Source organism: Paraglaciecola aestuariivivens (genome assembly GCF_052983255.1).
Map to the genome: position 1 here is coordinate 12,781 of NZ_JBRKBA010000006.1, position 24,262 is coordinate 37,042.

A 24,262-nucleotide genomic window follows, 5' to 3' on the forward strand; every position below is an offset into this window, starting at 1 on the left:
GGTCCAGTTGTTAAATCAACTTAAACCTTTAGATTCATATCTTTTATTTTAAACGCCTTTTGTTATTAAAATTAAGCATTTAAATAAAATAAATAAGATTGAATTAACAAGATAACAGAAACCGCAGGATTACAGGCAGATTTTATCGGCAATTAAAAAAGAATAATGCTTGAAAAACCTAGTTTGTTAGCGCCAACTAACTAAAGTTATTAATGACGGAAGTAAATCTAGCTACAGCTCAGTAAATTCAATGCATATACTTTTTTGTTAGATTTTAAAGAAAAATAGAGTCTAAAAATTTTAAAAATTCACTATGATCATGGGATTAAAATGTGTATCTTCTTGTCTGCAAATTTAGTCTGTATTGCATCTGTAAAATCTTTATCCACATTTAAAAAATTTAACTAATTCACGTTAAACGCCAGTTTTGATTCAGCTCAAGGCCCTGTTTTATATGGTTTTGATTGAACACCCAACTTACAAGCCTATTATTTTTCCCATTAAAATGTAATTTTATCTACACAGTTATCCACAGCTTACACAATATCGGCAATTAAAAATGATTTCTTTAAATAATTCATTCTCTTACAATGACTCAAACTCCAATATTTAGGCCCTAAACATGACATCTACCTCCCCTTTAGTTTCAAATCCTCTCGTTTTAGTAGATGGTTCTTCGTATTTATTTCGGGCATACCACGTTCCTTACTTGCAAGCCCTAATGACATCAAAAGGTCAGCCAACCGGTGCCATTACAGGCGTGTTAAATATGATAAAAAGCCTGCAAAAGGACTACCCCAATGGCAACATAGTGGTGGTCTTTGATGCTAAGGGCAAAACCTTTAGAAATGATTTGTATCCAGAATACAAAGCTAATCGCCCTCCTATGCCAGATGACTTACGCTCTCAAATTGCACCATTGCATGAAATAATTCAGGCAATGGGATTACCCTTTTTAGTTATTGAAGGAGTTGAAGCTGACGATGTGATTGGCACCTTAGCCAATCAGGCGTCAAGCCTAGGCATGGAAACTGTCATATCTACTGGAGACAAAGATATGGCACAACTTGTAACTCCCCATGTTCGACTTATCAATACCATGACCAAAGTCGAGCTAGATGAAGCAGGTGTAGTAGAAAAGTTTGGTGTTAAACCAGAGCAAATTATCGATTATTTAGCTCTAATGGGCGACAAGGTCGATAACATTCCTGGGGTAGATAAGTGTGGCCCTAAAACGGCTGCTAAATGGTTAGCAGAACATGGCACCTTAGAAAATGTGATTAAAAATGCCGATAAAGTTAAAGGAAAAATTGGTGAGCATTTACGTAATGCCATTGACCATTTACCTCTGTCACACGAATTAGCCACTATAAAGTTGGATGTTGATTTACCAGTAAAAGTACAAGATATTCAAGCAACTGAAGCAGATTACGACAAACTACTTAGTTTAAGTCAGCAATTTGAATTAAAGCGCTTATTAACTGAAACCCAACAAAAACAAGCCAAAACAGGCAATCAATCAGACTCAGAATTAACCCAAGATACTGAGCAAGCACCTGTAGAGAAAAATTACCAAACCATTTTAACTCAAGCAGATTTTGAACTGTGGCTAGACAAGTTAAAGAATGCCGACCTATTTGCGATTGATACCGAAACCACCAGTTTAAATTATATGGAGGCAGAACTGGTTGGGCTGTCATTTGCTGTCAAAGCTGGCGAAGCCGCCTATTTGCCTGTTGCACACGACTATTTAGATGCGCCAGAACAATTAGATCGCGATCAGGTTTTAGCTTTATTAAAACCAATACTTGAAGATCCCAAGATAAAAAAAGTAGGCCAGCACTTAAAGTACGACAAAAATGTGTTAGCTAATTACCAAATTAACCTACAGGGCGTAGCATACGACACTATGCTCGAGTCATACGTTTATAATAGTGTGGCAACTCGCCACGATATGGACAGTTTGGCTTCTACCTACCTAAATACCGATACTATTCATTTTGAAGATATAGCCGGCAAAGGGGCAAAGCAACTTACCTTTAACCAAATAGAGTTAGATAAAGCGGCTCCCTATGCAGCAGAAGATGCTGACATAACCTTGTCTTTGCATCACAAGTTATGGGAAAAAATGGCAACGGAAAAAGATCTCGTGAAAGTCTTTGAAGAGATTGAACTGCCTTTAAGTTCGGTATTAGCCAAAATGGAACAATTTGGGGTGTTAATTGATAGCCAACAACTTGCTCAACAAAGCCAAGACTTAGCTGCACGAATACTAGAACTAGAAAAGGCAGTACACCAACTTGCTGGTGAAGAGTTTAATTTAGGTTCGCCTAAGCAACTGCAAGAAATTTTGTATAACAAGATGAACCTACCGGTGTTAAAGAAAACCCCTAAAGGGGCACCTTCAACAGCTGAAGAAGTATTACAAGAATTAGCGAATGACTACCCTTTGCCAAAAATGCTGATGGAATATAGGGGTCTGAGCAAACTAAAAAATACCTATACAGATAAACTGCCTAAAATGATTAATGCCCGAACTGGGCGAGTGCATACCTCGTACCATCAAGCTATTGCAGCAACAGGTAGATTATCTTCAACCGATCCAAATTTACAAAACATACCTATTCGAACCCCAGAAGGTCGCAGAGTAAGGCAAGCCTTTGTCGCAAGGCCAGGCTATAAAATTGTTGCTGCTGACTATTCGCAAATCGAATTACGAATAATGGCGCATTTGTCTGCAGATGAAGGCTTATTAAAAGCATTTTTATCTGGAAAAGACATTCATACCGCTACGGCTTCTGAAGTGTTTGATACGCCCATTGAAACTGTCACTACAGACCAACGTAGAAACGCCAAAGCTATTAACTTTGGTTTAATTTATGGCATGTCAGCTTTTGGATTATCAAAACAACTGAACATTTCTCGCCATGACGCCCAAAGCTATATGAACTTATATTTTGAACGATATCCTTCGGTTTTAACCTACATGGAAGACACCCGTAAAAAAGCCCAAGAACAAGGTTACGTTTCAACCGTCTTTGGAAGACGCTTATATTTACCTGAAATTAATTCAAGCAATGGTATGCGACGTAAGGGCGCAGAACGAGCTGCAATTAATGCTCCTATGCAGGGAACTGCAGCAGATATTATTAAAAAAGCCATGTTAGCGGTTGACGCTTGGATCGACACCCTTGCCACTGATGAAGTTAGAATGATAATGCAGGTTCACGACGAATTAGTGTTTGAAATTAAACAAGAAAAATTAGCCGAATACCAAGCTAAGATCATTCAACTAATGGAGCAAGCGGTGCAATTAGATGTGCCTCTTATTGTAGAAGCTGGGGTAGGTGAAAACTGGGATGAAGCGCATTAGAAAAAATTATTTTAAAAAAATTTTTGATCACACTGAACTTTAGCCAAGGCAGAAGCTCTTACTTATAGTTTATGTGTGTCTCTATGTGTTTACCCCACTCTTTAGTGGGTTTTTTTTTATCTAAATTAACGCGTTTACAAGCCAAACCACTGATCAAGTTTTAGCTGAAGTTTATCTAAGCCAATGCCATTTAACGATGAAAATGCTTCAACTGTTACGTCTCCACAAAATGCCATTGCCGCTTCCCTTGCCATCAACAATTGACTCTTACGTTTGCCCGACTTTAATTTATCAGCCTTAGTTAACAGCGCAAGTACAGGTAAATCTGCAGCAACAGCCCAGTGAATAAGCTCTTGATCTAAGTCTTTGAACGGATGGCGAATGTCCATTAATACTACTAAGCCTTTAATACTTTCGCGTTTTTGCAGATATTCTCCCAAAGACTTTTGCCATTTTTGTTTAATGGCCAACGGCACTTGAGCAAATCCATATCCAGGTAAATCCACCAATCTGCGGCTTTCATCTAATTGAAAAACATTAATAAGTTGAGTTCTACCCGGTGTTTTACTGGTTCTAGCAAGGCTTTTTTGCCTAGTTAACTTATTTAATGCACTCGACTTGCCCGCATTAGAACGTCCAGCAAAAGCAATTTCGATTCCTTCATCTGGGCCTAAATGGGTAATGTCGGGAGCACTAATGCTGAATTTTACTTGACTATAATGGCTCACATTAGCTCCAATGCTATTAACATAATAAAATTTAAATTGACTATAGAAGCCATTATATCAGGCTTTAAGTGTTCTAAAATGAGTTTAATTTTGGATAAAAATACAAGTTATCTAATGAATTTATTTTACTGTTCGCGTATTTGTGTAAAATACTGAATTAATAGTCAAAGAATAGCCAACTAATCAATTGCTTAATGAGATAATGATGAAAAATATAGGTCTGCTAATTTGTTTGTTTTTTGGTGCCAACGCTACAGCGTTAGCGCAAGGTGATGTTGAACAAGGTAAAGCTAAATCTGTTACTTGTGCCGCATGTCATGGTGCAGATGGTAACAGTGCCATTGCGATGAATCCCAAATTGGCGGGACAACACGCTAATTATCTTGTTAAACAATTAAATGAGTTTAAGTTAGCCAGCCAAACAGGTGGCAAAGAAGGTAGAAACAACGCAGTGATGAATGGCATGGCCGCAGCACTTAGCGAGCAAGACATTCAAGATCTTGCGGCATACTTTGCAGCTCAAACCCCTACTGAAGGCGCTGCTTCTGAAGAATTTATTGCGCTAGGCACAAAGCTCTACACTGGCGGTGATTTAGAGCGTGGAATAACAGCTTGTATCGCTTGTCATGGCCCCAAAGGTAACGGCACTAGCTTGTCTGGATTCCCAGATATTAGCGGGCAACACGCAGAATATATTGCCAGCCAACTTAAAGCGTTTCGTTCGGGTGACAGAGCAAACTCTATTAATGGCATGATGGCTGATATTGCCAAAAGAATGACTGACGAAGATATTGAAGCAATCTCTAGCTATGTTGCTGGGCTTCACTAAGGGTTAATTTACTAACCCTAACTGAAAATCAATCAGTTCAACTGTTTAAAAAATGAGCAGTTTAATGTTATTTTTAAATTTTCAATTGTAAATAAGTTGTAAATTTATTTTTTTGCTGTATTCTCTCGTGCAAATAAAAACAAAAGGGAAGCGCAAGCAGCCGCTTGTCAGGGAAGAAGAACTTAACCCTAGGGTTATTTTCCTTTTAAAGCTTCTTGGGAAAGCTACGGACGATTAATAAAGTATCAGGACGATCAAAAATAATAAAAAAAGTCTTCGTAAAAAATAAGAATAAGTGAAGATATACGGAAGACCATTGTTTAGGACGAACAAAAAATTGGGAGAAGTGTCACAGACACTCTGATCTACGAAAAAGCGATATTATTATCGCTTTTTTTCTGTCTAAAATTCACTGTTATCCCCCTGTATAGGTAAAACTAAGGTAGAATCACGCCAATTATTAAGCACTCCATAGGTGATTTATGCCCAGGCAAAAGAAATCTCGAAAAGTTGGTAAAATAGGCGTAGTCAAAAGCTCCTCAAATAAACGTAAACCAACAGAAAAACGCGTTAAAAAACCACTAGGTAAACCAGCTGGTAGTCGTAATAGCGAAGCCTTAACAACTGCTAAAACTGACACTCAAAAAGTAAACAAAGATCCAAGGCACGGAAGTAAGAAACCTGTAGACCTAATCAAAGCCGATACAGTAGATAAAAAAACCAATAAAGCGCCCAAACAATACTTTTCGCCTAAACAAGAATTGGCCGCCATAGAAAAAGATCAACGTTTGGCGCAACTTTTAGACATGCTTGATATTGGCAAAACAGTATCCAGAGATGAACAAAAATATGTTGAGCAGAAATTAGCTAGACACAAAGAGTTGTGCGATTTGTTAGGGATAAGTGATGATCCTGAAGAAAGCTCTGAGTCAAAAGCACAATCAGACGATTTATTTTCAGAGTTAGACGCCCTTGATATTAACGATTTTAAAGATTAATTAACTAGTAACATGATAAAAACTTTACTTTTACTTGCGGCAATATTGATTATTGCCGCACTGTCGTTTTATGCAGGCTCCTTATTATTTAAGCTAAGAAACCAAAACCGCTTAAGAGCCCTAAAGACGCAAAAAAGAATTGCCAATATTACTGAAAGTATTCAAACCATAGCTAGTGCAGTTGATCAACAACAATGTAACTTATCTGAAGGCTGCATTAGAATATTTCACCTTTTAGAAAGTTTACCCGTCATTAATAAACCCGATTTTTCCCTGCAATTTAAAGGGGTGTATCAGTTATACCAAGAAGTTAAATCTCTCCCAACCCATGAAGCTAGAAAACAGCAGACTAAAGCAGAAAGGTTTAAACAAGATTTGCACAGAGAAGCCTTAGAAGCTGAACTAGAAACGCAAATTTTAGCAGACATGCAGCGCTTAAAATCTTTTGATATACAGGCATTAGTTTAATCCAGCTGTTAGTTGCGCATTTTAAAAGCTGGTAATTTTAACTTATTCTCCCCTGTCACTTTATACAAATGCTCAGATAGTCTTAGTACAGGCATTAAAATGGCGTTTAAATCACCTGTAGCCCTACATTGCAAGTGAGACTACAGGTATACTAGCTGACATTTTTTGATGATATTAAACAATAGGCAAGGTCTAGCCTGAAAGAGGAAATGCTAAAGCATATGCAGAATTTTGATTGTAAGACATTTCAAGGTCTCATTTTTGCGCTTCAAGATTATTGGGCGCGTCAAGGTTGCGTTATTATTCAACCACTAGATTTAGAAGTAGGTGCTGGTACTTTTCACCCCATGACGTTTTTGCGCTCTATTGGTCCAGAGCCTATTAGTAGTGCCTATGTACAGCCTTGCAGACGACCAACTGATGGTCGTTATGGCGAAAACCCAAATCGCTTGCAGCATTATTATCAGTTTCAGGTCATGCTGAAACCCTCTCCAGACAATATCCAAGAATTGTTTTTAGGCTCTTTAAAAGAACTTGGATTTGACCCCTTAGTGCATGATATTCGCTTTGTAGAAGACAACTGGGAGTCTCCTACTTTAGGCGCCTGGGGTTTAGGTTGGGAAGTTTGGCTTAATGGTATGGAAGTCACACAGTTTACCTATTTCCAGCAAGTAGGTGGGCTTGAATGTACACCTGTTACCGGAGAAATCACCTACGGCCTAGAACGCCTTGCTATGTACATTCAAGGTGTAGATAGCATTTATGATTTGGTTTGGACAGATGGACCTATGGGTAAAGTCACTTACGGTGATGTTTTCCATCAAAACGAGGTAGAGCAATCTGCCTATAATTTTGAACATGCTGATGTTGAAGCGTTGTTTGCGACTTTTGATCAATGCGAAACAGATAGTAAAAAGTTGATTGAAGCCAATTTACCGCTACCCGCATACGAGCAAGTGATGAAAGCATCCCATGCATTTAATCTGTTAGATGCTAGACACGCAATTTCTGTGACTGAACGTCAAAGATATATATTGCGAGTTAGGACACTTTCTAAGGCCTGTGCGCAAGCGTATTACGATGCACGGGAGTCTCTAGGCTTTCCATTATGTAAAAAGGAGCAGTAGGCCATGCGTCAGGATAATTTATTAATAGAAATTGGAACCGAAGAGTTACCTCCTAAATCCCTTGCCAAGTTAGCCGTTGCTTTTAAAGAGAACATTGAAGCTGGCTTTAAAGACAATGACTTGGCCTTTAAACAAGTTAATTGGTATGCATCGCCACGTCGATTAGCAGTTTTAGTTGAAGGCTTAGCCGAATTTCAAGCCGATAAAGACGTTGAAAAACGCGGACCGGCGGTAACAGCCGCGTTTGATCAAGATGGCAATCCAACAAAGGCTGCTCAAGGTTGGGCTAAGTCTAATGGCATAGAAGTGAGTCAAGCCGAGCGCTTAGTCACTGATAAAGGCGAATGGTTATTATACAAAGCTCAAGTAAAAGGCCAGGCCATTAAGCAATTAATGGCTGGTTTAGTAGAGCAAGCGTTAAAATCTCTGCCTATTCCTAAACCTATGCGTTGGGGTGCCAAAACCACTCAGTTTATCCGTCCTATACATACAGTGACTATATTGTATGGCACCGACTTAATTACCGGTAAAGTATTAGGGGTTGAGTCTGCAAGATTGATTAGAGGTCACAGGTTTCATACAGATAAAGCCATAGAATTAGCTTCTGCTGATGCGTATTTAGCCACTCTAGAGCAAGCTTATGTCATAGCCGACCATAGCAAACGTAAAGCGCTAATTCAGCAGCAAGTAAACCAAGCAGCTGAGTCTGAATCAGCTACTGCAGATTTAACTGAAGAGTTATTAGATGAAGTCGCATCTCTAGTAGAATGGCCACAGGCTTTAATTGCAAATTTTGATGATGCATTTTTAGCTGTTCCAAAAGAAGCCCTTATTTACACTATGAAGGATGACCAAAAGTATATTCCTTTATTAGATCAGGACGGCCAACTTAAATCACGTTTTATCTTTATCACTAATATCGAAAGTAAAGATCCGGCTACTATCATTAGTGGAAACGAAAAAGTTATCCGCCCTCGCCTAGCTGATGCAGAGTTTTTCTTTAACGCAGATAAAAAACATACCCTTGAATCACGATTAGAAAGCCTGAAAACCATTTTGTTCCAAAAGCAATTAGGTACAGTGTTTGAAAAATCACAACGTATTGCCAAGGTTGCAGAGCAAATTGCAAAGATGCTCGATGCCGATCAAGTAGCCGCGCATAGAGCAGGTTTGTTATGTAAAACTGACCTAATGACAAATATGGTGATGGAATTTCCAGATGTGCAAGGTGTAATGGGCATGCATTACGCTCGAATAGATGGCGAAGCCGAATCTGTCGCCCTGGCGCAAAATGAAAAATATATGCCGCGCTTTGCCGGTGATCAATTACCCTCAAATGAAGTCAGTATTTGTGTTGCCCTAGCTGACAAAATTGACACTCTAGTCGGTATTTTTGGTATTGGACAAATTCCAAAAGGCGATAAAGACCCATTTGCCCTTAGACGAGCTGCCATAGGTTTGTTGCGCATTATAGTTGAGAAAGGCTTGCCTTTAGATCTAAACTTGTTAGTTCAAGCTTCTATTACAACATTTGACGACAAAATTAAAAACGACGGTTTACAAGCTAAAGTAGTGGACTTTATTTTAGCCCGCTTTAAAGCTTGGTACGCTGAACAAGGCGTATCTGCAGAAGTGGTACAAGCTGTGGCTATTAATCGCCCTACTCGACCAGCAGATTTTGCAGCACGAGTTGAAGCGGTTAAGTCTTTTAGTAGTTTAGATGCAGCAGAGCCTTTAGCAGCAGCCAATAAACGTGTAGCTAACATTCTGGCTAAGAATAAAGTAACAGCGGCCACACCACTAAATAGCAGCCTATTTAGTGAGCCAGCTGAAATTGCCCTAGCAAGTCGATTAGAAGCTATAGAAGAGCGTTTAGCGCCTGTATTGAACGAATCTGATTACACTCAAGCCTTGCAAATTTTAGCTGAATTAAAGCAGCCAATAGATGACTTTTTTGAAAACGTAATGGTTATAGTGGACGATGAAAGCATTAAGCAAAATCGACTTAGCTTGTTATCAAGATTGCGCACTTTGTTTTTATGTTGTGCTGATATATCGGTGTTAAGTTAATAACTGTGAGTGTGTGAAATAGATGAAAACTCGATTAACCCTACCCTTGGTTTTTGTTGTTAGCCTACTAAGTGGTTGTGCATCAAATGTTATAGACAATCTAATTAGTGAACAAGATTATGATGGTTTGTATCTACGTGGCGTATTCACTTGGTGGGAAGCAGACGAAAAATACAAACTAGTAGAAGTGTCGTCACAACTTTATGCAACACAAATTGCTTTAATTGCTGATGGTCAGCCTTATGATTTTAAGTTTGCTGATGAAAACTGGACACCAGGTATGAATTGCGGTTATGCCAATAACTCCTCAAGAATAGTCACTGAAGACGACTTGGTCAGTGCAGACTGCGATACTGTCGATCAAAACTTTCGTTTTACTCCTCAAGAGTCTGGTACTTTTGAGTTTAGTATAGACTTCAATGGTTTTGGTTCACCTAAAGTTTTAGTTAAACGTCTAACTGATTGATTTTTAAGAACTAAATAAAAAGGCCGCTAAGTTAGCGGCCTTTTTTATGGTTACTAAAACCTATACATCTAAGTTAGCCACTTTAAGGGCATTTTCTTCAATAAAGGCTCGTCTTGGCTCTACATGATCTCCCATTAAAGTAGTAAATAGTTGATCAGCACCTATGGCGTCTTCAATGGTAACTTGTAGCATACGTCTGGTTGAAGGATCCATGGTGGTTTCCCACAACTGGCCTGGATTCATTTCACCTAGTCCTTTATAGCGTTGTATGTATTGACCACGTTTAGACTCAGCCATTAACCAGTCAAGCGCTTCAGCAAAGGAACTAACAGGCTTAGTTTTATCATTACGTTGAACATAACCGCCTTCTTCAATTAAACCATTAATAGCTTGGTTTAGTTCTTTTATGCGCTTGTATTCATTTGAATCGATAAATTCTTTATCAATACTATATTCAGTATCAATACCATGCAGTCTAATAATAATAGTCACATACCAATTATTACGTTCAGAATTGTGACGTATTTCGTAGGAATAAGTAGCACCACTAATTTCATCGGCAGTTAAACCTTGAGTAAATTCTTGGGCAAAACTTTCCAATTTTGCTTGGTCATTTACGTCAGCTACATCTAAGGTATTGCTATAAACAAGTTTGTTAAGAATAACCTCAGGCATCAATCGACTAATGCGCCCAATCATAGATACAGTAGTTTGATATTGTTTAACTAAGCTTTCTAAAGCTACACCTGAGATTCCAGGTGCATCTGCATTTACATGTAAAGAAGCGTTATCTAAGGCAATTGAAGTTAAATACTTAATTAACGAATCATCATCTTTTAAGTACTGCTCAGTTTTACCTTTTTTGGTTTTATATAAAGGTGGTTGAGCAATATAGATAAAACCACGCTCAATAACTTCAGGCATTTGTCTGTAGAAAAAGGTCAGCAACAGAGTACGAATGTGCGATCCATCAACATCAGCATCGGTCATGATGATGATTCTATGGTAGCGCAATTTTTCTGGGTCGTATTCGTCACGGCCAATACCACAACCTAATGCAGTTATTAGGGTTGCCACTTCTTGAGAAGAAAGCATTTTATCAAAACGGGCTTTCTCAACATTTAAAATTTTACCTTTAAGTGGCAAGATGGCTTGGTTCTTACGGTTTCTTCCCTGCTTGGCTGATCCGCCAGCAGAGTCCCCTTCCACTATATATAGTTCAGAAAGCGCTGGATCTTTCTCTTGGCAATCAGCCAATTTACCAGGCAAACCAGCAATATCTAATGCACCTTTACGGCGGGTCATTTCTCTAGCTTTACGAGCAGCTTCACGCGCACGGGCTGCATCAACAATTTTCATTATGATGTTTTTAGCTACAGCTGGGTTTTCAATTAGGTATTCTGCTAATTTTTCACCCATAGCCTGTTCAACCGCAGACTTAACTTCAGATGAAACAAGTTTATCTTTGGTTTGAGAAGAGAATTTAGGGTCAGGTACTTTCACAGAAATTACCGCAGTTAAACCTTCACGTGCATCATCACCACTAGCTGATACATCAACGGCATTTTTACCTTTGCCTTTATTTAAACCTTCAGACGACATGTAATTATTTAGAGTTCGGGTAAGTGCCCCTCTAAATCCACTTAAATGGGTACCACCATCGCGCTGAGGAATATTGTTGGTAAAACACAATATTTGCTCTTTGTAAGAGTCATTCCATTGCATGGCCACTTCAACAATAATGCCGTCATCTTTCTCAAGGGAGAAGTAAAAGATTTCTTCATTTACTGGGGTTTTATTTAGATTTAAATAATCAACAAAGGCTTTAATACCACCTTCAAAGAAAAAGTGCTCTTGCTTGTCTTCTTCGCGCTCATCCATAATGCGAATAGAAACACCAGAGTTCAAGAAAGAAAGTTCTCGAATACGTTTAACCAGAATATCAAAATGGAAAGTAATGTCAGAGAATATTGTGCTGCTTGGCCAGAATCTTACTTCTGTTCCAGACTCAGTAGAATCACCCACTACTGCGAGTGGCGCTTTAGGTACACCTAAATGATATTCTTGCTCATGCACCTTGCCTTCACGTCTAACCGTTAAAATAAGCTTATCACTTAGGGCGTTTACAACAGAAACACCAACACCGTGCAAACCACCAGAAACTTTATAACCAGAGTCTTCTCCACCGAATTTACCACCGGCATGTAGAACAGTCATAATTACTTCTGCTGCCGACACCCCTTCTTCTGGGTGAATAGCTGTAGGTATTCCACGTCCGTTATCCTTTACAGAAACAGAGCCATCTAAATGGATTTTAACCACAATGTCGCTACAGTGTCCTGCAAGCGCTTCATCGATCGAGTTATCTAGAATTTCAAAAACCATATGGTGTAGACCCGAACCATCATCGGTATCACCAATATACATTCCTGGCCTTTTTCTAACGGCATCAAGTCCTTTTAGTACTTTAATACTCGACGAGTCATAAACATTTTCTTCTGCCATTTAATTAAATCTCCTCTCTCACCTGGCCATGTTCCACGTGAAACACTTTTTTATCGTTATTGTTAGCCAAAAAACCCAGCTGTTTTTCATCTATAGCGGTGACAAACAATTGAGTATCAGCAGTGTTTAACTTTGAAATAAACACCTTTCTTTTATCTTCATCTAATTCAGCTCCAACATCGTCTAATAAAAAAATTGACGACTTAGAAGTTCGAGCATGGAAATATTGTGTTTGAGCTAATTGCATTGCTGCTACTAACATTCTTAGTTGACCTCGTGATAAAACCTCATGCGCATTAATGCCTTGAGTTTTTATTCGGAGTTCAGCCTTATGTGGCCCTACACTTAAGAATCCATTTTTTCTATCTTTTTGACTATTTTTTAAAATCGACTCAGCTAATTCAAAGTCTTTTTCCCATCCCCTATAATACGTAATTTCGAAGGAAAACTCAGGTAAAAATTCGTTTAAATTCGCTTTAATTAGCCCTATAAGGCTGTCTTTTAAGATATTTTCTCTAAAGGCACATATACTAGTGCCTTTTTGGTTTAACTGCTCATACCAATATCCTAGCGCCTGCTCTGATGGTTTGGTTTTATACAGTGCATTTATCTGTTTAAGGCTTTTTGCATAAACTTGAAAGTCTAAATTAAAAGACTGTTCCACGTGAAACAACAACCAATCTAAGTAGCGTCTTCTTAACTTAGGTGCACCTAACAGCAAGTCCGAACTCTGTGGGGTAAAAATTTGAATGGGCAAATGACTAACTAAATCTGTCGCCCTCTTTGATTTTGTGCCGTCTACATTCACCATGCAAGTATCAGAAATAGAGCGACTAATACCTAGCTTTTTAACAACCTTATCATTAGTGGTGGCATGACAAAAAACAGTAAACTCGTTCTTATCACGCTGAATTACGTTTTTGTGCTTTAACGTGCGAAATGACCGAGCAAATCCTAAATAATGTAACGCTTCTAAAATAGAAGACTTACCACTGCCGTTTTCACCAAAAAAAATATTTAAATTACTATGTGGAAAAAACGACAGATGTTCAATATTTCTAAATTGCTTAATCTGGACTTGGTCCAGTTTCATATTTGACTTAACTTCTTATTAAGACTAATTAAAGTCTCATTGGCATAATGACATACAAAGCTGAATCATCTTTTGCATCTTCTATAAGCGCACTACTATTTGAATCAGCAAGGGTGATACGAACATCTTCACAGTTTAGACCATTCATTACATCGATAAGGTAAGCTACATTAAAACCAATTTCTAAACTGTCGCCCTGATAATCAACATCAACAATTTCCTCAGCTTCTTCTTGCTCAGGATTATTTGCGGTAATTTTCAGCTCAGCATTGGAAAGATTTAACCTTACCCCTCTAAACTTTTCATTAGATAAAATAGAGGCGCGAGAAAAAGCATGCTTAAGCACATCTTTGCTCGACTCAATTTTCTTATCACCATCTTTAGGTAAAACACGTCTGTAGTCTGGAAATCTTCCGTCTACTAATTTACTGGTAAAAATAAAATCAGTTGAAAAAATACGTATGTGATTAGAACCAACCTGCACTTTAACTAACTTATCGTTATCTTCAATTAAGCGAATAATTTCTAACACACCTTTACGTGGAATAATAACCTGTCTATTGGCTAAAGTTGCGCCTTCGTAATTCATTCTACATAAAGCTAATCTGTGTCCATCTGTAGCAACAGTTCGAATGAGATTATCTTCTGTTTCTAAAGACATACCATTTAAATAATACCGTACGTCTTGTTGGGCCATACAAAAATGCGTGCTATCTATCAAACGTTTAAGATCTGATTGTTGGATCTCAAATTCTAATTCACCCTGCCAATCTTCAAGATTAGGGTAATCTTCTGCTGATAAAGTCGACAGACTATATTTACTGCGCCCTGAACGCAGTAAGGCCTTATTCGCATCTACACTAAATTCAATATTACTGCCGTCATTTAAACCACGTACAATATCTAGTAGTTTTTTTGCTGGAACTGTAATTTCACCTTCAACAAAATCACCACTTAATGTCACATTAGAAATCAACTCTACTTCTAGATCAGTACCTGTTAGCCATAGTGAGTTATCACTAACTTTAATCAGTACATTAGACAATATCGGTAATGTATGACGACGCTCTACCGCGCCTGATACTAGTTGAAGTGGTTGTAAGAAGTTTTCCCTACTTATGCTAAATTTCATCTTTTTACTCGTGAATTTTTATGAAGATAGTGTTCGAATTAAGTTCTGATAGTCTTCTTTTATATCATGACTTTCTTCCCTTAGCTGTACTATTTTTCGACAGGCGTGTAATACAGTAGTGTGATCTCGCCCACCAAATGCATCACCTATTTCTGGCAAACTGTGATTGGTTAATTCTTTGGCTAATGCCATGGCCATTTGTCTTGGACGTGCAACACTACGGCTGCGCCTTTTAGACAAGATATCGGCCATCTTTATTTTATAGTATTCAGCCACGGTTTTTTGAATGTTATCAATAGTGACTAACTTTTCTTGTAGGGCTAATAAATCTCTTAAAGCTTCGCGCACAAAATCAATAGTAATGGGTCTACCGGTAAAGTTAGCATTAGCAATTACCCTATTCAGCGCACCTTCTAATTCACGAACATTAGAGCGTAAACGCTTGGCGATAAAAAAGGCCACTTCATCTGGTAAAAATATCTTATTTTCTACTGCTTTACGCATCAAAATCGCTACGCGCGTTTCAAGCTCTGGCGGCTCAATGGCTATAGTTAAGCCCCAACCAAAGCGAGATTTTAATCTGTCTTCTACCCCATCTATTTCTTTTGGATAGCGGTCAGAGGTTAAAATAATTTGCTGATTACCTTCTAACAAAGCATTAAAGGTATGGAAAAACTCTTCTTGAGAGCGTTCTTTATTGGCAAAAAATTGAATGTCATCAATAAGTAACGCATCCACAGAACGATAATAACGTTTAAATTCTTCAATCGCGTTATTTTGTAATGCCTTAACCATATCTTGCACAAATCTTTCAGAATGCATGTACACAACAGTGGCATTCTTCTTTTTATCCATAATGCCATTACCCACAGCGTGCAATAAGTGGGTTTTACCTAATCCTGTACCACCATAAATAAACAGCGGGTTATAAGCGCCACCTGGATTATCTGCTACTTGCTGTGACGCAGCGCGAGCCAGTTGATTTGATTTACCTTCTACAAAATTATCAAATTTGTAAGTTAAATTAATATTACTTTTATGAGCAGAACTGGGTACCGCTGAAGGTGTTTGAACTTGAGATACAGTTGAAGCCGAATTATTAGACTCTAGTTCAACACTCGAAGGTTTATCTTGGTTATTTACAGCTAATGAAGAACTCGCTGGATTAAACCCACGAGCATGATCAGCACTGGCTGACTTTACTTCAAATCTTAATTGTGGCGCTTGAGTACCACAAAACTCTTCTAATAAACTATTGATTTGAGAGAAGTATTTATCTCTAACCCAATCTAATACAAAACGATTTGGTGCAAACACTGTCATGTGCGTATCGCCATGTTCAGCCTGAAGTGGTCTTATCCACATGCTAAACTGTTGCAAAGGCAATTCTTGTTGCAACCTATCAAGACACTGATTCCAAATAGACATCTAAAAAAAACACTCCACCCTTATAAACAAAGGCTATAAGGAAGTAAAAAAGAAAATGGATCATCAATCGAGAAAACTGAGAACTGGGTTAATTTCAACCGATTTAAAGCCTATCTCGAACCTAGCTGTGAATTATCTCGCTTTTCAATACAACAACGCAACCTAGAATTAGAAATAAATAAAAAAAAACCTAAAACAAAAGATAACAAATTGATTTTTATAGTTATTTTATAAGCATCAGGCAAACACTACATCAAACAATGAACGCATAAATAATGCCAATTTGTCATCTTATTTAAGGGTTAAAATAAGCTAGGTTAATGCTTACTGTGGATAACACTGACAAATAAGACTTTTTTTTACACAATAGTGATTGAGCCTAGCTTTTAATTTAATCCTATATTTAACCGAATAACTCACAAGTATCGATTGACAAGCGCGCAAGTGATCACTATTATTCAGCGTCATTTTTGAGCCCCCTGCTTATTAAAGCCAGTCATTGGTCAAGGTATGTAGTGAGTTCATTTTGTTTAACCTTATGTAGCGGGACTAGGTCATGAAAAGAACTTTTCAACCAAGCAACTTAAAGCGTAAGCGTTCACACGGTTTTCGTGCCCGTATGGCGACTAAAAATGGCCGTAAGGTCATAGCTAATCGTCGTGCTAAAGGCCGTGCTCGTTTATCAGCTTAATTATCCAAGGTGGGTGAAAATCACTTTTCACGGGAGCTAAGACTACTTACTCCCACCCACTTTGAGTATGTTTTTAGCAATGCTATTCCATCTGTTTCACCTCAACTTACTCTATTAGCCAGATTTAATAATACAAACCTTCCTCGTTTGGGTATTACTTTATCTAAAAAACGAGTCAAACACGCATCTCAAAGAAATAGAATAAAACGAATCATTCGTGAGAGTTTTCGCTTACAACGGCATTCGTTTCCAAATATTGATATAGTAGTGGTAGGTAAAAGTGGTGTTGATAAACTAACCAACCAAGAGCTCGACGCCCTATTGAGTAAGTTATGGAAAAAATTAGCAACTCGTTGCGAAAAATCCCAATCGGCCTGATTAAACTTTATAAAATAGTGTTGTCGCCTTTATTAGGCCCAACCTGCAGGTTTCACCCAAGTTGCTCAAGTTATGCTATTCAAGCCATAACTGAGTTTGGGTTTATAAAAGGGAGTTGGCTAAGTATCAAACGCATATTAAAATGCCATCCGTTTAATGATGGTGGTTATGATCCTTTACCAACAAAAAAACAATCCAAGTAGTGTATTAAGGGCTTTAGCCCATATATAAACTAGTTGTGGTAAAAAACAGAATTTATATCGCCGTGGTTTAATGCTTTACATTGAATAAGTCACACACCTAAATAAGTAGTTAATTAGAGTATTTTATGGAATCCCAACGCAGTTTTTTATTAATTGGCCTTGCTATGGTCGGCTTTCTTTTATGGCAGCAATGGCAATTAGATTATGGGCCTAAGCCGGTTCAGCCTATAGCTAGTTCAAGCGAACAAACATCACCTAACCAAGATATGCCGGGATCTGAAGATATTCCTGTAGCTTCTACTGAAGGTCAAAGTTTAGTAGCGACTCCAGCTGCTGGTGGAAAAGTCATTACAGTAACAACTGATACATTAACCTTAAGTATTGATACTAAAGGTGGCGATGTTATTTCAGCAAACCTTGTTAAATTTCCAGTAGAACAAGGCTCATCAGATACCTACAGCTTACTAAAACCAAATGGCGATAAACTTTTTGTTGCTCAAAGTGGTTTGATTGGTCGTGATGGAACCGACAGTAAAGGTCGTCCAACATATCAAGTAGCCCAAGATAGCTACACACTAACAAACGATACTTTAGTAGTACCATTAGAACTGGTAACTGCAGATGGCATGCAGGTAATCAAACGTTTTACCTTCACCCGCAACAGTCATGCCATAGACGTAAGCTACGAAATTAAAAATAACACCAGCGAACCCAAACAACTGCAACAATTTGCCCAGTTAAAGCAAAGTATGCTTGAACAAGAAGGCAGTATGTTTATGCCAGTTTATCGTGGTGGTGCTTATTCAACCGCCGAAGATCGTTATCAAAAATATTCTTTTGAAGATATGTCTGATAGCAACCTAAAAGAAGCCACACCTGCTGGTTGGGTGGCCATGATAGAACACTATTTTGTTTCTGCTTGGGTTCCGCCACAAGATCAAAACAACAACTTATTTAGCCGAATTTTACAACAAACCAATGGCGTGATTGGCTACACAGGGCAATCGGTCACTGTTGCGGCTGGTGAAACAAGCACAATATCCAGTACCCTTTATCTTGGACCAAAAGATCAAGACACCCTAGCCAACTTAGCCAGAGGGCTTGACTTAACAGTAGATTACGGATTTTTATGGATGATTTCGCAACCACTTTTCTGGCTATTGCAATTTATTCATACGCTAGTAGGTAACTGGGGCTTTGCCATCATTATCATCACTATTATTGTTAAAGGTTTAATGTATCCATTAACCAAAAAACAATATGAGTCCATGGCAAAAATGCGCACCCTTAAACCTAAAATGGACGCATTAAAAGAGCGTTACGGTGACGATCGCCAAAAAATGCAACAAGCCATGATGGAAATGTACAAAAAAGATAAAGTAAACCCTATGGGTGGCTGCTTTCCTTTATTGTTACAAATGCCGATCTTCTTAGCCTTATATTGGGTATTACTAGAAAGTGTTGAATTAAGACACGCTGACTTTATCTTTTGGATCACTGATTTAAGTGCCAAAGACCCATACTTTGTATTGCCAATATTAACGGGTGCCAGCATGTACTTGTTACAAAAACTACAGCCCATGACTATGACCGACCCTATGCAGCAAAAAATAATGCAATATATGCCGGTAGCCATGAGTTTGTTTTTCTTCATATTCCCAGCCGGACTGGTGTTGTACTGGTTAATCAGTAACCTAATAACCTTAGTACAAGCCAAATTTATTTATGCGTCTATGGAAAAACGTGGGCTACAAACTAAATAACTACACCTAACGAAAAGCCCGTTTTATGCTTAATTGCGCTATAAAACGGGCTTTTTTGTGCATACAATAAATATCAAATTACCTTTGAGGAAAATCACATGCCATCCTTAGATATCGTTTCTGAAATTGATTTAGTAGAAGTACGTAATGCGGTAGACAATGCCAATAGAGAACTCAGTACACGTTTTGATTTTAGAGGGGTTGAAGCCAGTTTTGAATTAAAAGAAAGCATAGTTACTATGTCTGCCGACAACGACTTTCAACTCAAACAAATGCTCGATATCCTGCGCGGAACTTGTGTAAAACGCAAAGTAGATACTGCGGCCTTTGAAGAAAAAGACGTTCAACACATTGGTAAAATCTATAAGCAAGCCATAGCCTTTAAACAAGGTATAGAACAACCCGTGGCCAAAAAACTGATTAAACTTATTAAAGATGCAAAATTAAAAGTTCAAGCGCAAATTCAAGGTGAGCAAGTAAGAGTCACGGGTAAAAAGCGCGATGATCTTCAACAAGTGATGAAGTTAGCTAAAGAAGCCGACTTAGATCAGCCTTTACAATTTACCAACTTCAGAGACTAAGCATGCAAGCTCACGAATTTTCCACAGAACAAGACACTATAGTGGCACAAGCAACTGCGCCTGGCCGTGGTGGTGTAGGTATTATTCGTGTATCGGGTAAATTAGCCAGTCAGGTTGCCAAACAAATTTTAGGTAAAGTGCCTAAAACTCGACAAGCAGAGTATCTAAATTTTAGTGATAATCAGGGCAATGTACTAGACCAAGGCATAGCTTTGTTTTTCCAAGGACCCAACTCATTTACTGGAGAAGATGTACTCGAACTTCAAGGTCATGGTGGCCAAGTTGTATTAGATATGCTGTTACAAGCGGTATTAAATATTGCTGATATTCGCATTGCCCGACCAGGTGAATTTAGCGAGCGAGCGTTTTTAAACGACAAATTAGATTTAGCTCAAGCCGAGGCCATTGCAGATTTAATTGATGCCAGTTCACAACAAGCAGCTAAAGGCGCCTTACAATCATTACAAGGAGCCTTTTCTCAGCAAATACATCATTTAGTAGAGCAAGTCATTCATCTACGCATGTACGTAGAAGCCGCCATTGATTTTCCCGATGAAGAAATTGATTTTCTAAGTGACGGAAAAATTCAGGGTGACCTCAACAACATCATTCAGGCATTTGAACAATTACGTCAACAAACCAAACAAGGTGCGCTGTTACGCGAAGGCATGCGAGTAGTGATAGCTGGTAAACCCAATGCAGGTAAATCAAGTTTATTAAATGCCCTAGCAGGAAAAGAAACCGCTATAGTGACAGACATTGCCGGTACCACCAGAGATGTATTAAAAGAACATATCCATTTAGACGGCATGCCTTTGCACATTATCGATACTGCTGGATTACGCGACAGCCCAGATAAAGTTGAAAAAATCGGCATAGAGCGAGCCTGGCAAGAAATTAATCAAGCCGACCGCATTTTATTTATGCTCGATAGCACTGAATCTACCGAAACTCAGCCACAAAAAATTTGGCCAGAGTTTTATCAGCAACTACCCAAACATATTGGATTAACCGTCATTCGCAACAAAGTTGATCTTATTCAACAAGCTCCAAGTTTTGACGAACAAGGCCAATATCCGGTGATTTCGCTATCAGCTAGTCAACAACAAGGTATCGAATTGTTAACCGAACACCTAAAAGAATGCATGGGATTTAATGCGGGTTCTGAGGGGCAATTTATTGCGAGGCGCCGGCATTTAGAAGCCATAGAGCAAGCAGCCGAACATTTATATTTAGGTAAACAGCAACTAGAAGATCACTTAGCCGGAGAATTACTGGCCGAAGAATTACGTTTAACTCAGCATCACCTAAATGAAATCACCGGCGAATTTACTTCTGACGATTTGTTAAGCAAAATATTTTCATCTTTTTGTATTGGTAAATAAGCGAACTTCACCTTTTCACAAGGTACAATAATGACATTATCAACTCATAAGCGAAATGCATGGCCAAGTTTGAAATAATAGTCGGAAGTGTTTTAGGGGCGACTGAATATGTTGCCGATGCATTACAAGAAGTTTTGCATAGTCAATCTCACCAAGCCGAAGTTCACTTAACTCCAACATTGGCTGACTTAGATAATCAAGCAATTTGGTTAGTTTGCACTTCTACCCACGGCGCGGGAGACTTACCTGATAATATTCAACCCTTATATGAACAACTTAAAAACCAAAATCTAACAAACTGCTCGTTTTTAGTGGTAGGCCTAGGAGATAGTAGCTACGACACTTTTTGTCAGGGTTCGATTAAAATGCAAGAATATTTAGTTAATGCGGGTGCCACGTTATTAAACCCGCCATTACATATAGATGTTTTACACCACCCAATTCCAGAAGATGTAGCGGTAGAATGGTTAACTCACTACCTTAACCAAGTGAATCATTGCTAATGCATTTAAATAAAGCTGAACAAGCCGCACTTTTGCAACCCATAAGCAACGATGCAAGAAGTCTTTATTTATTAGGCTTAAAACCCATTACTAACCATGATACTGGTATATCTGCCCCACTTAATTACAAATCCATATTGCAATTATTGAATAGCAAAGAAGAAAAATTTACCCTTGGTCGGCAAATAAATAGTTTAATCAAAGAGTTACTAAATTTTGGTTTAGTGAATTTTCAGCAAGAGGTAGAACTCAATCATAGTTTTAATGGTAAAACCTTAGTATTACCGCTAATTGAAATGAAAATAGATGATTATTCTAAGTTACATTTAAATTGGCATACTATGTATATTGATTGGCAACCTAACGAAAAACTGCTAAAAGATTTAGCAAAACTAGTGGGCATCATTGAATATCAATATACTAGTAGTGAATTAGGTGATTTCATTGCATATTGGCTAGGCAGACCAGAATCGCAGTTTAGCGAATATCAATGGACACAAAAGTTTGTATTTAATTTAAAGAAAATTCGATTAGCACATGGCTTTAAACCAGTGCAAAAAGTAGGTCAGCAAGTTGTTCAAACCCAAGCTGGCATTGTGGCAGACGAAAATGCTAAAAACTTAGTGGCTAAATATAATAAAGAAAAAACAACTTAGTCAAAGCAACGGAAACACAAACCTTGGACAGTATAAAAGATAGAATTTCACAATTGGGCAAAGCCATGGGACGCAAACATGTGCCCGACAACTACACCCCTTATGCTGACCTTCGCTCAGAATACGAAGCCTTGGCCAATCGCGATATAAAACTATTACAACGTGAAGGTAGAAAACAACGCATTCAAGAGATCCAAGGCCGCTCAGACCTTAACCCTAAGTGGACCTTTGCTAATTTAGTAGAAGACAGCCAAGACGTGATAGAAGCCGTGAGCATAGCTAAATCTTTTATCGCTGCACACGAAGATATTAATTGGCGCAGAAGTGGTTCGCATATGATGATTTTTTATGGCGACTACGGCCGTGGAAAATCCCATACTGCTGGTGCTATTGCTCACGAATTAATAGAACAATACGAAATATCCGTTTTATATCGTCAACTTTCTACTTTGTTGGAAATGCGCTTTTTTTCATACGACTACAATGCTCAAGACAATGTAGGTCAAAAGTTTCGTGAAATTAATCAAGAGTTACTAGATGTTGATTTATTAATACTTGATGAAGTTTGCGTCAACGAAAGCGCATTAAAGAAAAACGCACAAAGCTGGTTAGGCAATATCTTAAGACAAAGATTAGCTAACCATAAAAATTGTATATTAATCACTAACCATAACTTAGCTGAGTTAGAAAACGCGCTTGGTCGTTACTGTTTTGAATCCATCAAAGAATACGACACATATAAAGTTAAGTTTTCTGGCCCTAGCAGACGTAAAGAAATAATCCCTAGTCAACCTGAGCCTCAACAAGTTTCTTCAACTGGTTACCGGCCTAATCAAGTTAAATAAAGCATTTAAACTTTTAGGTTAAAGCTAACGACTTATCCTTAGTTAACCTACTAAGGATAAGCAAATGAAAAACACCTTCAAAATTACTTTCTACTTAAATGCAGTACTTCTTTATTTACTGTTATTTTTTTCCACTAGCGCTTTGGCTCAAACCTATAGCCAAAACTTTGCAGTCAAACCTGGCGGTAAACTCAATATACAAACCGATATAGGTTCAATATCTGTTGCCACTCACGACCAAGCCACTATTGATCTGCAAGTTGAAATAGAAAATCAATCAAACAATAGTTTTAAATTCCAGCCTGAATTAACTGATGGTAATCTTTATATCAAAGGTGAGCTTGAAGGCCAACAAAGATGGGGGCAAAGCCCAAAAGTAAAGTTTACTCTAGTAGTACCAAGCTCCTACCATCTTGACCTCAATACCTCTGGTGGATCACTGGCAATAGACGATTTAAACGGCGATATTAAAGCCAAAACCTCGGGCGGTTCGATTAAAGTCGGCAATGTAACAGGTAATGTTAGCTTGCATACTTCTGGCGGCTCCATAAAAACTCGCACTATTAGCGGTAATTTATATGCCCATACGTCAGGTGGAAGTATTAAAACAACCTTAGATAAACAACTCACAGACGATGCTAAACTAACCACCTCTGGAGGCTCAATTACCGCCTTTTTACGCTCAGATATAAAAATTGATATTGATGCTTCAACTAGTGGTGGGAGAGTTAAATCAGACTTTGAAATAGTCGGAAAGACTAAAAAGCGCGCGGTTCGAGGGTCAATCAACGGTGGCGGGCCAACCCTGACTTTAAAAACCAGTGGCGGCAACATAAAGATCAAACAAATCTAGCTAACTCTGATCTTTCCCTTATAAATCAGGATCTAACTGTAAAAGATCTTTTTTTGATCACAAGTTACACACAGTTAGATCAAAACTTATCATTTAATGTTCACAACTTTATGTATAACCCATGTAAAACTACTTTATATCCACTGTACAGTTTTATAGCCAACTGCCAATGTGGATAACTACCCTG

At 38.2% G+C, this 24,262-nt stretch carries 22 protein-coding genes; 17 read left to right on the forward strand and 5 right to left on the reverse strand.

The annotated features are described in order from the left end of the window. Positions 1 to 622: 622 nt before the first annotated feature. Complete coding sequence (gene polA / locus ACVCDT_RS10255; protein ID WP_447132683.1) at positions 623 to 3,373, forward strand: DNA polymerase I; 2,751 nt, start codon at positions 623 to 625, stop codon at positions 3,371 to 3,373. Positions 3,374 to 3,507: 134 nt separating this feature from the next. Here the strand turns inward: polA and yihA are convergent, their stop codons facing one another. Then, the gene (gene yihA, locus ACVCDT_RS10260) at positions 3,508 to 4,101 is read right to left on the reverse strand and encodes a ribosome biogenesis GTP-binding protein YihA/YsxC (protein WP_447132684.1); all 594 of its coding nucleotides are present in this window, start codon (positions 4,099 to 4,101) and stop codon (positions 3,508 to 3,510) included. 205 nt (positions 4,102 to 4,306) lie between these two features. Between yihA and ACVCDT_RS10265 the strand changes: the two genes are divergently transcribed. From ACVCDT_RS10265 to ACVCDT_RS10290, 6 genes are all read left to right on the forward strand, one after another. Next, a complete protein-coding gene (locus ACVCDT_RS10265; RefSeq protein ID WP_447132685.1) occupies positions 4,307 to 4,930 on the forward strand; it encodes a c-type cytochrome in 624 nt (207 codons plus the stop codon). Positions 4,931 to 5,412: 482 nt separating this feature from the next. Continuing rightward, positions 5,413 to 5,928: a Der GTPase-activating protein YihI gene (yihI, locus tag ACVCDT_RS10270; protein ID WP_447132686.1), complete on the forward strand. Its 516-nt coding sequence runs from the start codon at positions 5,413 to 5,415 to the stop codon at positions 5,926 to 5,928. Between the two features lie 12 nt (positions 5,929 to 5,940). Continuing rightward, a complete protein-coding gene (locus tag ACVCDT_RS10275) occupies positions 5,941 to 6,396 on the forward strand; it encodes a DUF2489 domain-containing protein (protein WP_447132687.1) in 456 nt (151 codons plus the stop codon). A gap of 221 nt (positions 6,397 to 6,617) precedes the next feature. Then, complete coding sequence (gene glyQ / locus ACVCDT_RS10280; RefSeq protein ID WP_447132688.1) at positions 6,618 to 7,523, forward strand: glycine--tRNA ligase subunit alpha; 906 nt, start codon at positions 6,618 to 6,620, stop codon at positions 7,521 to 7,523. A gap of 3 nt (positions 7,524 to 7,526) precedes the next feature. Continuing rightward, positions 7,527 to 9,593: a glycine--tRNA ligase subunit beta gene (gene glyS / locus ACVCDT_RS10285; RefSeq protein WP_447132689.1), complete on the forward strand. Its 2,067-nt coding sequence runs from the start codon at positions 7,527 to 7,529 to the stop codon at positions 9,591 to 9,593. Positions 9,594 to 9,615: 22 nt separating this feature from the next. Then, a complete protein-coding gene (locus ACVCDT_RS10290; protein ID WP_447132690.1) occupies positions 9,616 to 10,059 on the forward strand; it encodes an early set domain-containing protein in 444 nt (147 codons plus the stop codon). Positions 10,060 to 10,119: 60 nt separating this feature from the next. Here ACVCDT_RS10290 and gyrB read toward each other — a convergent pair whose 3' ends face one another. Genes gyrB through dnaA form a run of 4 tightly spaced genes read right to left on the reverse strand, consistent with a single transcriptional unit; the run spans position 10,120 to position 16,217 of the window. Further along, on the reverse strand, positions 10,120 to 12,564 hold the full coding sequence (gyrB, locus tag ACVCDT_RS10295; RefSeq protein ID WP_447132691.1) for a DNA topoisomerase (ATP-hydrolyzing) subunit B: 2,445 nt from the start codon (positions 12,562 to 12,564) through the stop codon (positions 10,120 to 10,122). A gap of 4 nt (positions 12,565 to 12,568) precedes the next feature. Continuing rightward, positions 12,569 to 13,657, reverse strand: a complete 1,089-nt coding sequence (gene recF / locus ACVCDT_RS10300) for a DNA replication/repair protein RecF (RefSeq protein WP_447132692.1) — start codon at positions 13,655 to 13,657, stop codon at positions 12,569 to 12,571. 28 nt (positions 13,658 to 13,685) lie between these two features. Then, positions 13,686 to 14,789, reverse strand: a complete 1,104-nt coding sequence (gene dnaN / locus ACVCDT_RS10305) for a DNA polymerase III subunit beta (protein ID WP_447132693.1) — start codon at positions 14,787 to 14,789, stop codon at positions 13,686 to 13,688. 18 nt (positions 14,790 to 14,807) lie between these two features. After that, on the reverse strand, positions 14,808 to 16,217 hold the full coding sequence (gene dnaA / locus ACVCDT_RS10310) for a chromosomal replication initiator protein DnaA (protein ID WP_447132694.1): 1,410 nt from the start codon (positions 16,215 to 16,217) through the stop codon (positions 14,808 to 14,810). A 556-nt stretch (positions 16,218 to 16,773) separates the two neighbouring features. Here dnaA and rpmH point away from each other — a divergent pair. The 10 genes from rpmH to ACVCDT_RS10360 all read left to right on the forward strand — a co-directional run bounded on the left by rpmH (position 16,774) and on the right by ACVCDT_RS10360 (position 24,075). After that, positions 16,774 to 16,908 carry a 50S ribosomal protein L34 gene (gene rpmH / locus ACVCDT_RS10315; RefSeq protein WP_007615483.1) on the forward strand — a complete coding sequence of 45 codons (135 nt, stop codon included), beginning with the start codon at positions 16,774 to 16,776 and terminating at the stop codon, positions 16,906 to 16,908. A gap of 9 nt (positions 16,909 to 16,917) precedes the next feature. Further along, positions 16,918 to 17,286, forward strand: coding sequence for a ribonuclease P protein component (gene rnpA / locus ACVCDT_RS10320; protein ID WP_447132695.1), 369 nt, complete (start codon positions 16,918 to 16,920; stop codon positions 17,284 to 17,286). After that, positions 17,241 to 17,489 carry a membrane protein insertion efficiency factor YidD gene (yidD, locus tag ACVCDT_RS10325; RefSeq protein ID WP_447132696.1) on the forward strand — a complete coding sequence of 83 codons (249 nt, stop codon included), beginning with the start codon at positions 17,241 to 17,243 and terminating at the stop codon, positions 17,487 to 17,489. The genes rnpA and yidD overlap by 46 nt, the downstream gene beginning before the upstream one ends. 125 nt (positions 17,490 to 17,614) lie before the next feature. Then, the gene (gene yidC, locus ACVCDT_RS10330) at positions 17,615 to 19,252 is read left to right on the forward strand and encodes a membrane protein insertase YidC (protein WP_447132697.1); all 1,638 of its coding nucleotides are present in this window, start codon (positions 17,615 to 17,617) and stop codon (positions 19,250 to 19,252) included. A gap of 98 nt (positions 19,253 to 19,350) precedes the next feature. Then, positions 19,351 to 19,833, forward strand: coding sequence for a YajQ family cyclic di-GMP-binding protein (locus ACVCDT_RS10335; RefSeq protein ID WP_447132698.1), 483 nt, complete (start codon positions 19,351 to 19,353; stop codon positions 19,831 to 19,833). A gap of 2 nt (positions 19,834 to 19,835) precedes the next feature. Beyond that, on the forward strand, positions 19,836 to 21,218 hold the full coding sequence (mnmE, locus tag ACVCDT_RS10340; protein ID WP_447132699.1) for a tRNA uridine-5-carboxymethylaminomethyl(34) synthesis GTPase MnmE: 1,383 nt from the start codon (positions 19,836 to 19,838) through the stop codon (positions 21,216 to 21,218). 59 nt (positions 21,219 to 21,277) lie between these two features. Further along, positions 21,278 to 21,721 carry an FMN-binding protein MioC gene (mioC, locus tag ACVCDT_RS10345; protein WP_447132700.1) on the forward strand — a complete coding sequence of 148 codons (444 nt, stop codon included), beginning with the start codon at positions 21,278 to 21,280 and terminating at the stop codon, positions 21,719 to 21,721. Continuing rightward, positions 21,721 to 22,377 (forward strand): DnaT-like ssDNA-binding domain-containing protein, encoded by a 657-nt coding sequence (locus tag ACVCDT_RS10350; RefSeq protein WP_447132701.1) that lies wholly within the window; start codon positions 21,721 to 21,723, stop codon positions 22,375 to 22,377. The genes mioC and ACVCDT_RS10350 overlap by 1 nt, the downstream gene beginning before the upstream one ends. 23 nt (positions 22,378 to 22,400) lie before the next feature. Continuing rightward, complete coding sequence (locus ACVCDT_RS10355) at positions 22,401 to 23,222, forward strand: ATP-binding protein (RefSeq protein ID WP_447132702.1); 822 nt, start codon at positions 22,401 to 22,403, stop codon at positions 23,220 to 23,222. 64 nt (positions 23,223 to 23,286) lie between these two features. After that, entirely contained in the window at positions 23,287 to 24,075 is a 789-nt protein-coding gene (locus tag ACVCDT_RS10360; protein ID WP_447132703.1) for a DUF4097 family beta strand repeat-containing protein, read from the forward strand. Positions 24,076 to 24,262 lie beyond the last annotated feature (187 nt).

Bases quoted from the DNA above. Each gene is read 5' to 3' on its own strand.
- polA (WP_447132683.1), top strand. From the start codon at position 623: ATGACATCTACCTCCCCTTTAGTTTCAAATCCTCTCGTTTTAGTAGAT.
- ACVCDT_RS10265 (WP_447132685.1), top strand. From the start codon at position 4,307: ATGAAAAATATAGGTCTGCTAATTTGTTTGTTTTTTGGTGCCAACGCT.
- yihI (WP_447132686.1), top strand. From the start codon at position 5,413: ATGCCCAGGCAAAAGAAATCTCGAAAAGTTGGTAAAATAGGCGTAGTC.
- ACVCDT_RS10275 (WP_447132687.1), top strand. From the start codon at position 5,941: ATGATAAAAACTTTACTTTTACTTGCGGCAATATTGATTATTGCCGCA.
- glyQ (WP_447132688.1), top strand. From the start codon at position 6,618: ATGCAGAATTTTGATTGTAAGACATTTCAAGGTCTCATTTTTGCGCTT.
- glyS (WP_447132689.1), top strand. From the start codon at position 7,527: ATGCGTCAGGATAATTTATTAATAGAAATTGGAACCGAAGAGTTACCT.
- ACVCDT_RS10290 (WP_447132690.1), top strand. From the start codon at position 9,616: ATGAAAACTCGATTAACCCTACCCTTGGTTTTTGTTGTTAGCCTACTA.
- gyrB (WP_447132691.1), bottom strand. From the start codon at position 12,564: ATGGCAGAAGAAAATGTTTATGACTCGTCGAGTATTAAAGTACTAAAA.
- recF (WP_447132692.1), bottom strand. From the start codon at position 13,657: ATGAAACTGGACCAAGTCCAGATTAAGCAATTTAGAAATATTGAACAT.
- dnaN (WP_447132693.1), bottom strand. From the start codon at position 14,789: ATGAAATTTAGCATAAGTAGGGAAAACTTCTTACAACCACTTCAACTA.
- dnaA (WP_447132694.1), bottom strand. From the start codon at position 16,217: ATGTCTATTTGGAATCAGTGTCTTGATAGGTTGCAACAAGAATTGCCT.
- rpmH (WP_007615483.1), top strand. From the start codon at position 16,774: ATGAAAAGAACTTTTCAACCAAGCAACTTAAAGCGTAAGCGTTCACAC.
- yidD (WP_447132696.1), top strand. From the start codon at position 17,241: ATGGAAAAAATTAGCAACTCGTTGCGAAAAATCCCAATCGGCCTGATT.
- yidC (WP_447132697.1), top strand. From the start codon at position 17,615: ATGGAATCCCAACGCAGTTTTTTATTAATTGGCCTTGCTATGGTCGGC.
- ACVCDT_RS10335 (WP_447132698.1), top strand. From the start codon at position 19,351: ATGCCATCCTTAGATATCGTTTCTGAAATTGATTTAGTAGAAGTACGT.
- mnmE (WP_447132699.1), top strand. From the start codon at position 19,836: ATGCAAGCTCACGAATTTTCCACAGAACAAGACACTATAGTGGCACAA.
- mioC (WP_447132700.1), top strand. From the start codon at position 21,278: ATGGCCAAGTTTGAAATAATAGTCGGAAGTGTTTTAGGGGCGACTGAA.
- ACVCDT_RS10350 (WP_447132701.1), top strand. From the start codon at position 21,721: ATGCATTTAAATAAAGCTGAACAAGCCGCACTTTTGCAACCCATAAGC.
- ACVCDT_RS10360 (WP_447132703.1), top strand. From the start codon at position 23,287: ATGAAAAACACCTTCAAAATTACTTTCTACTTAAATGCAGTACTTCTT.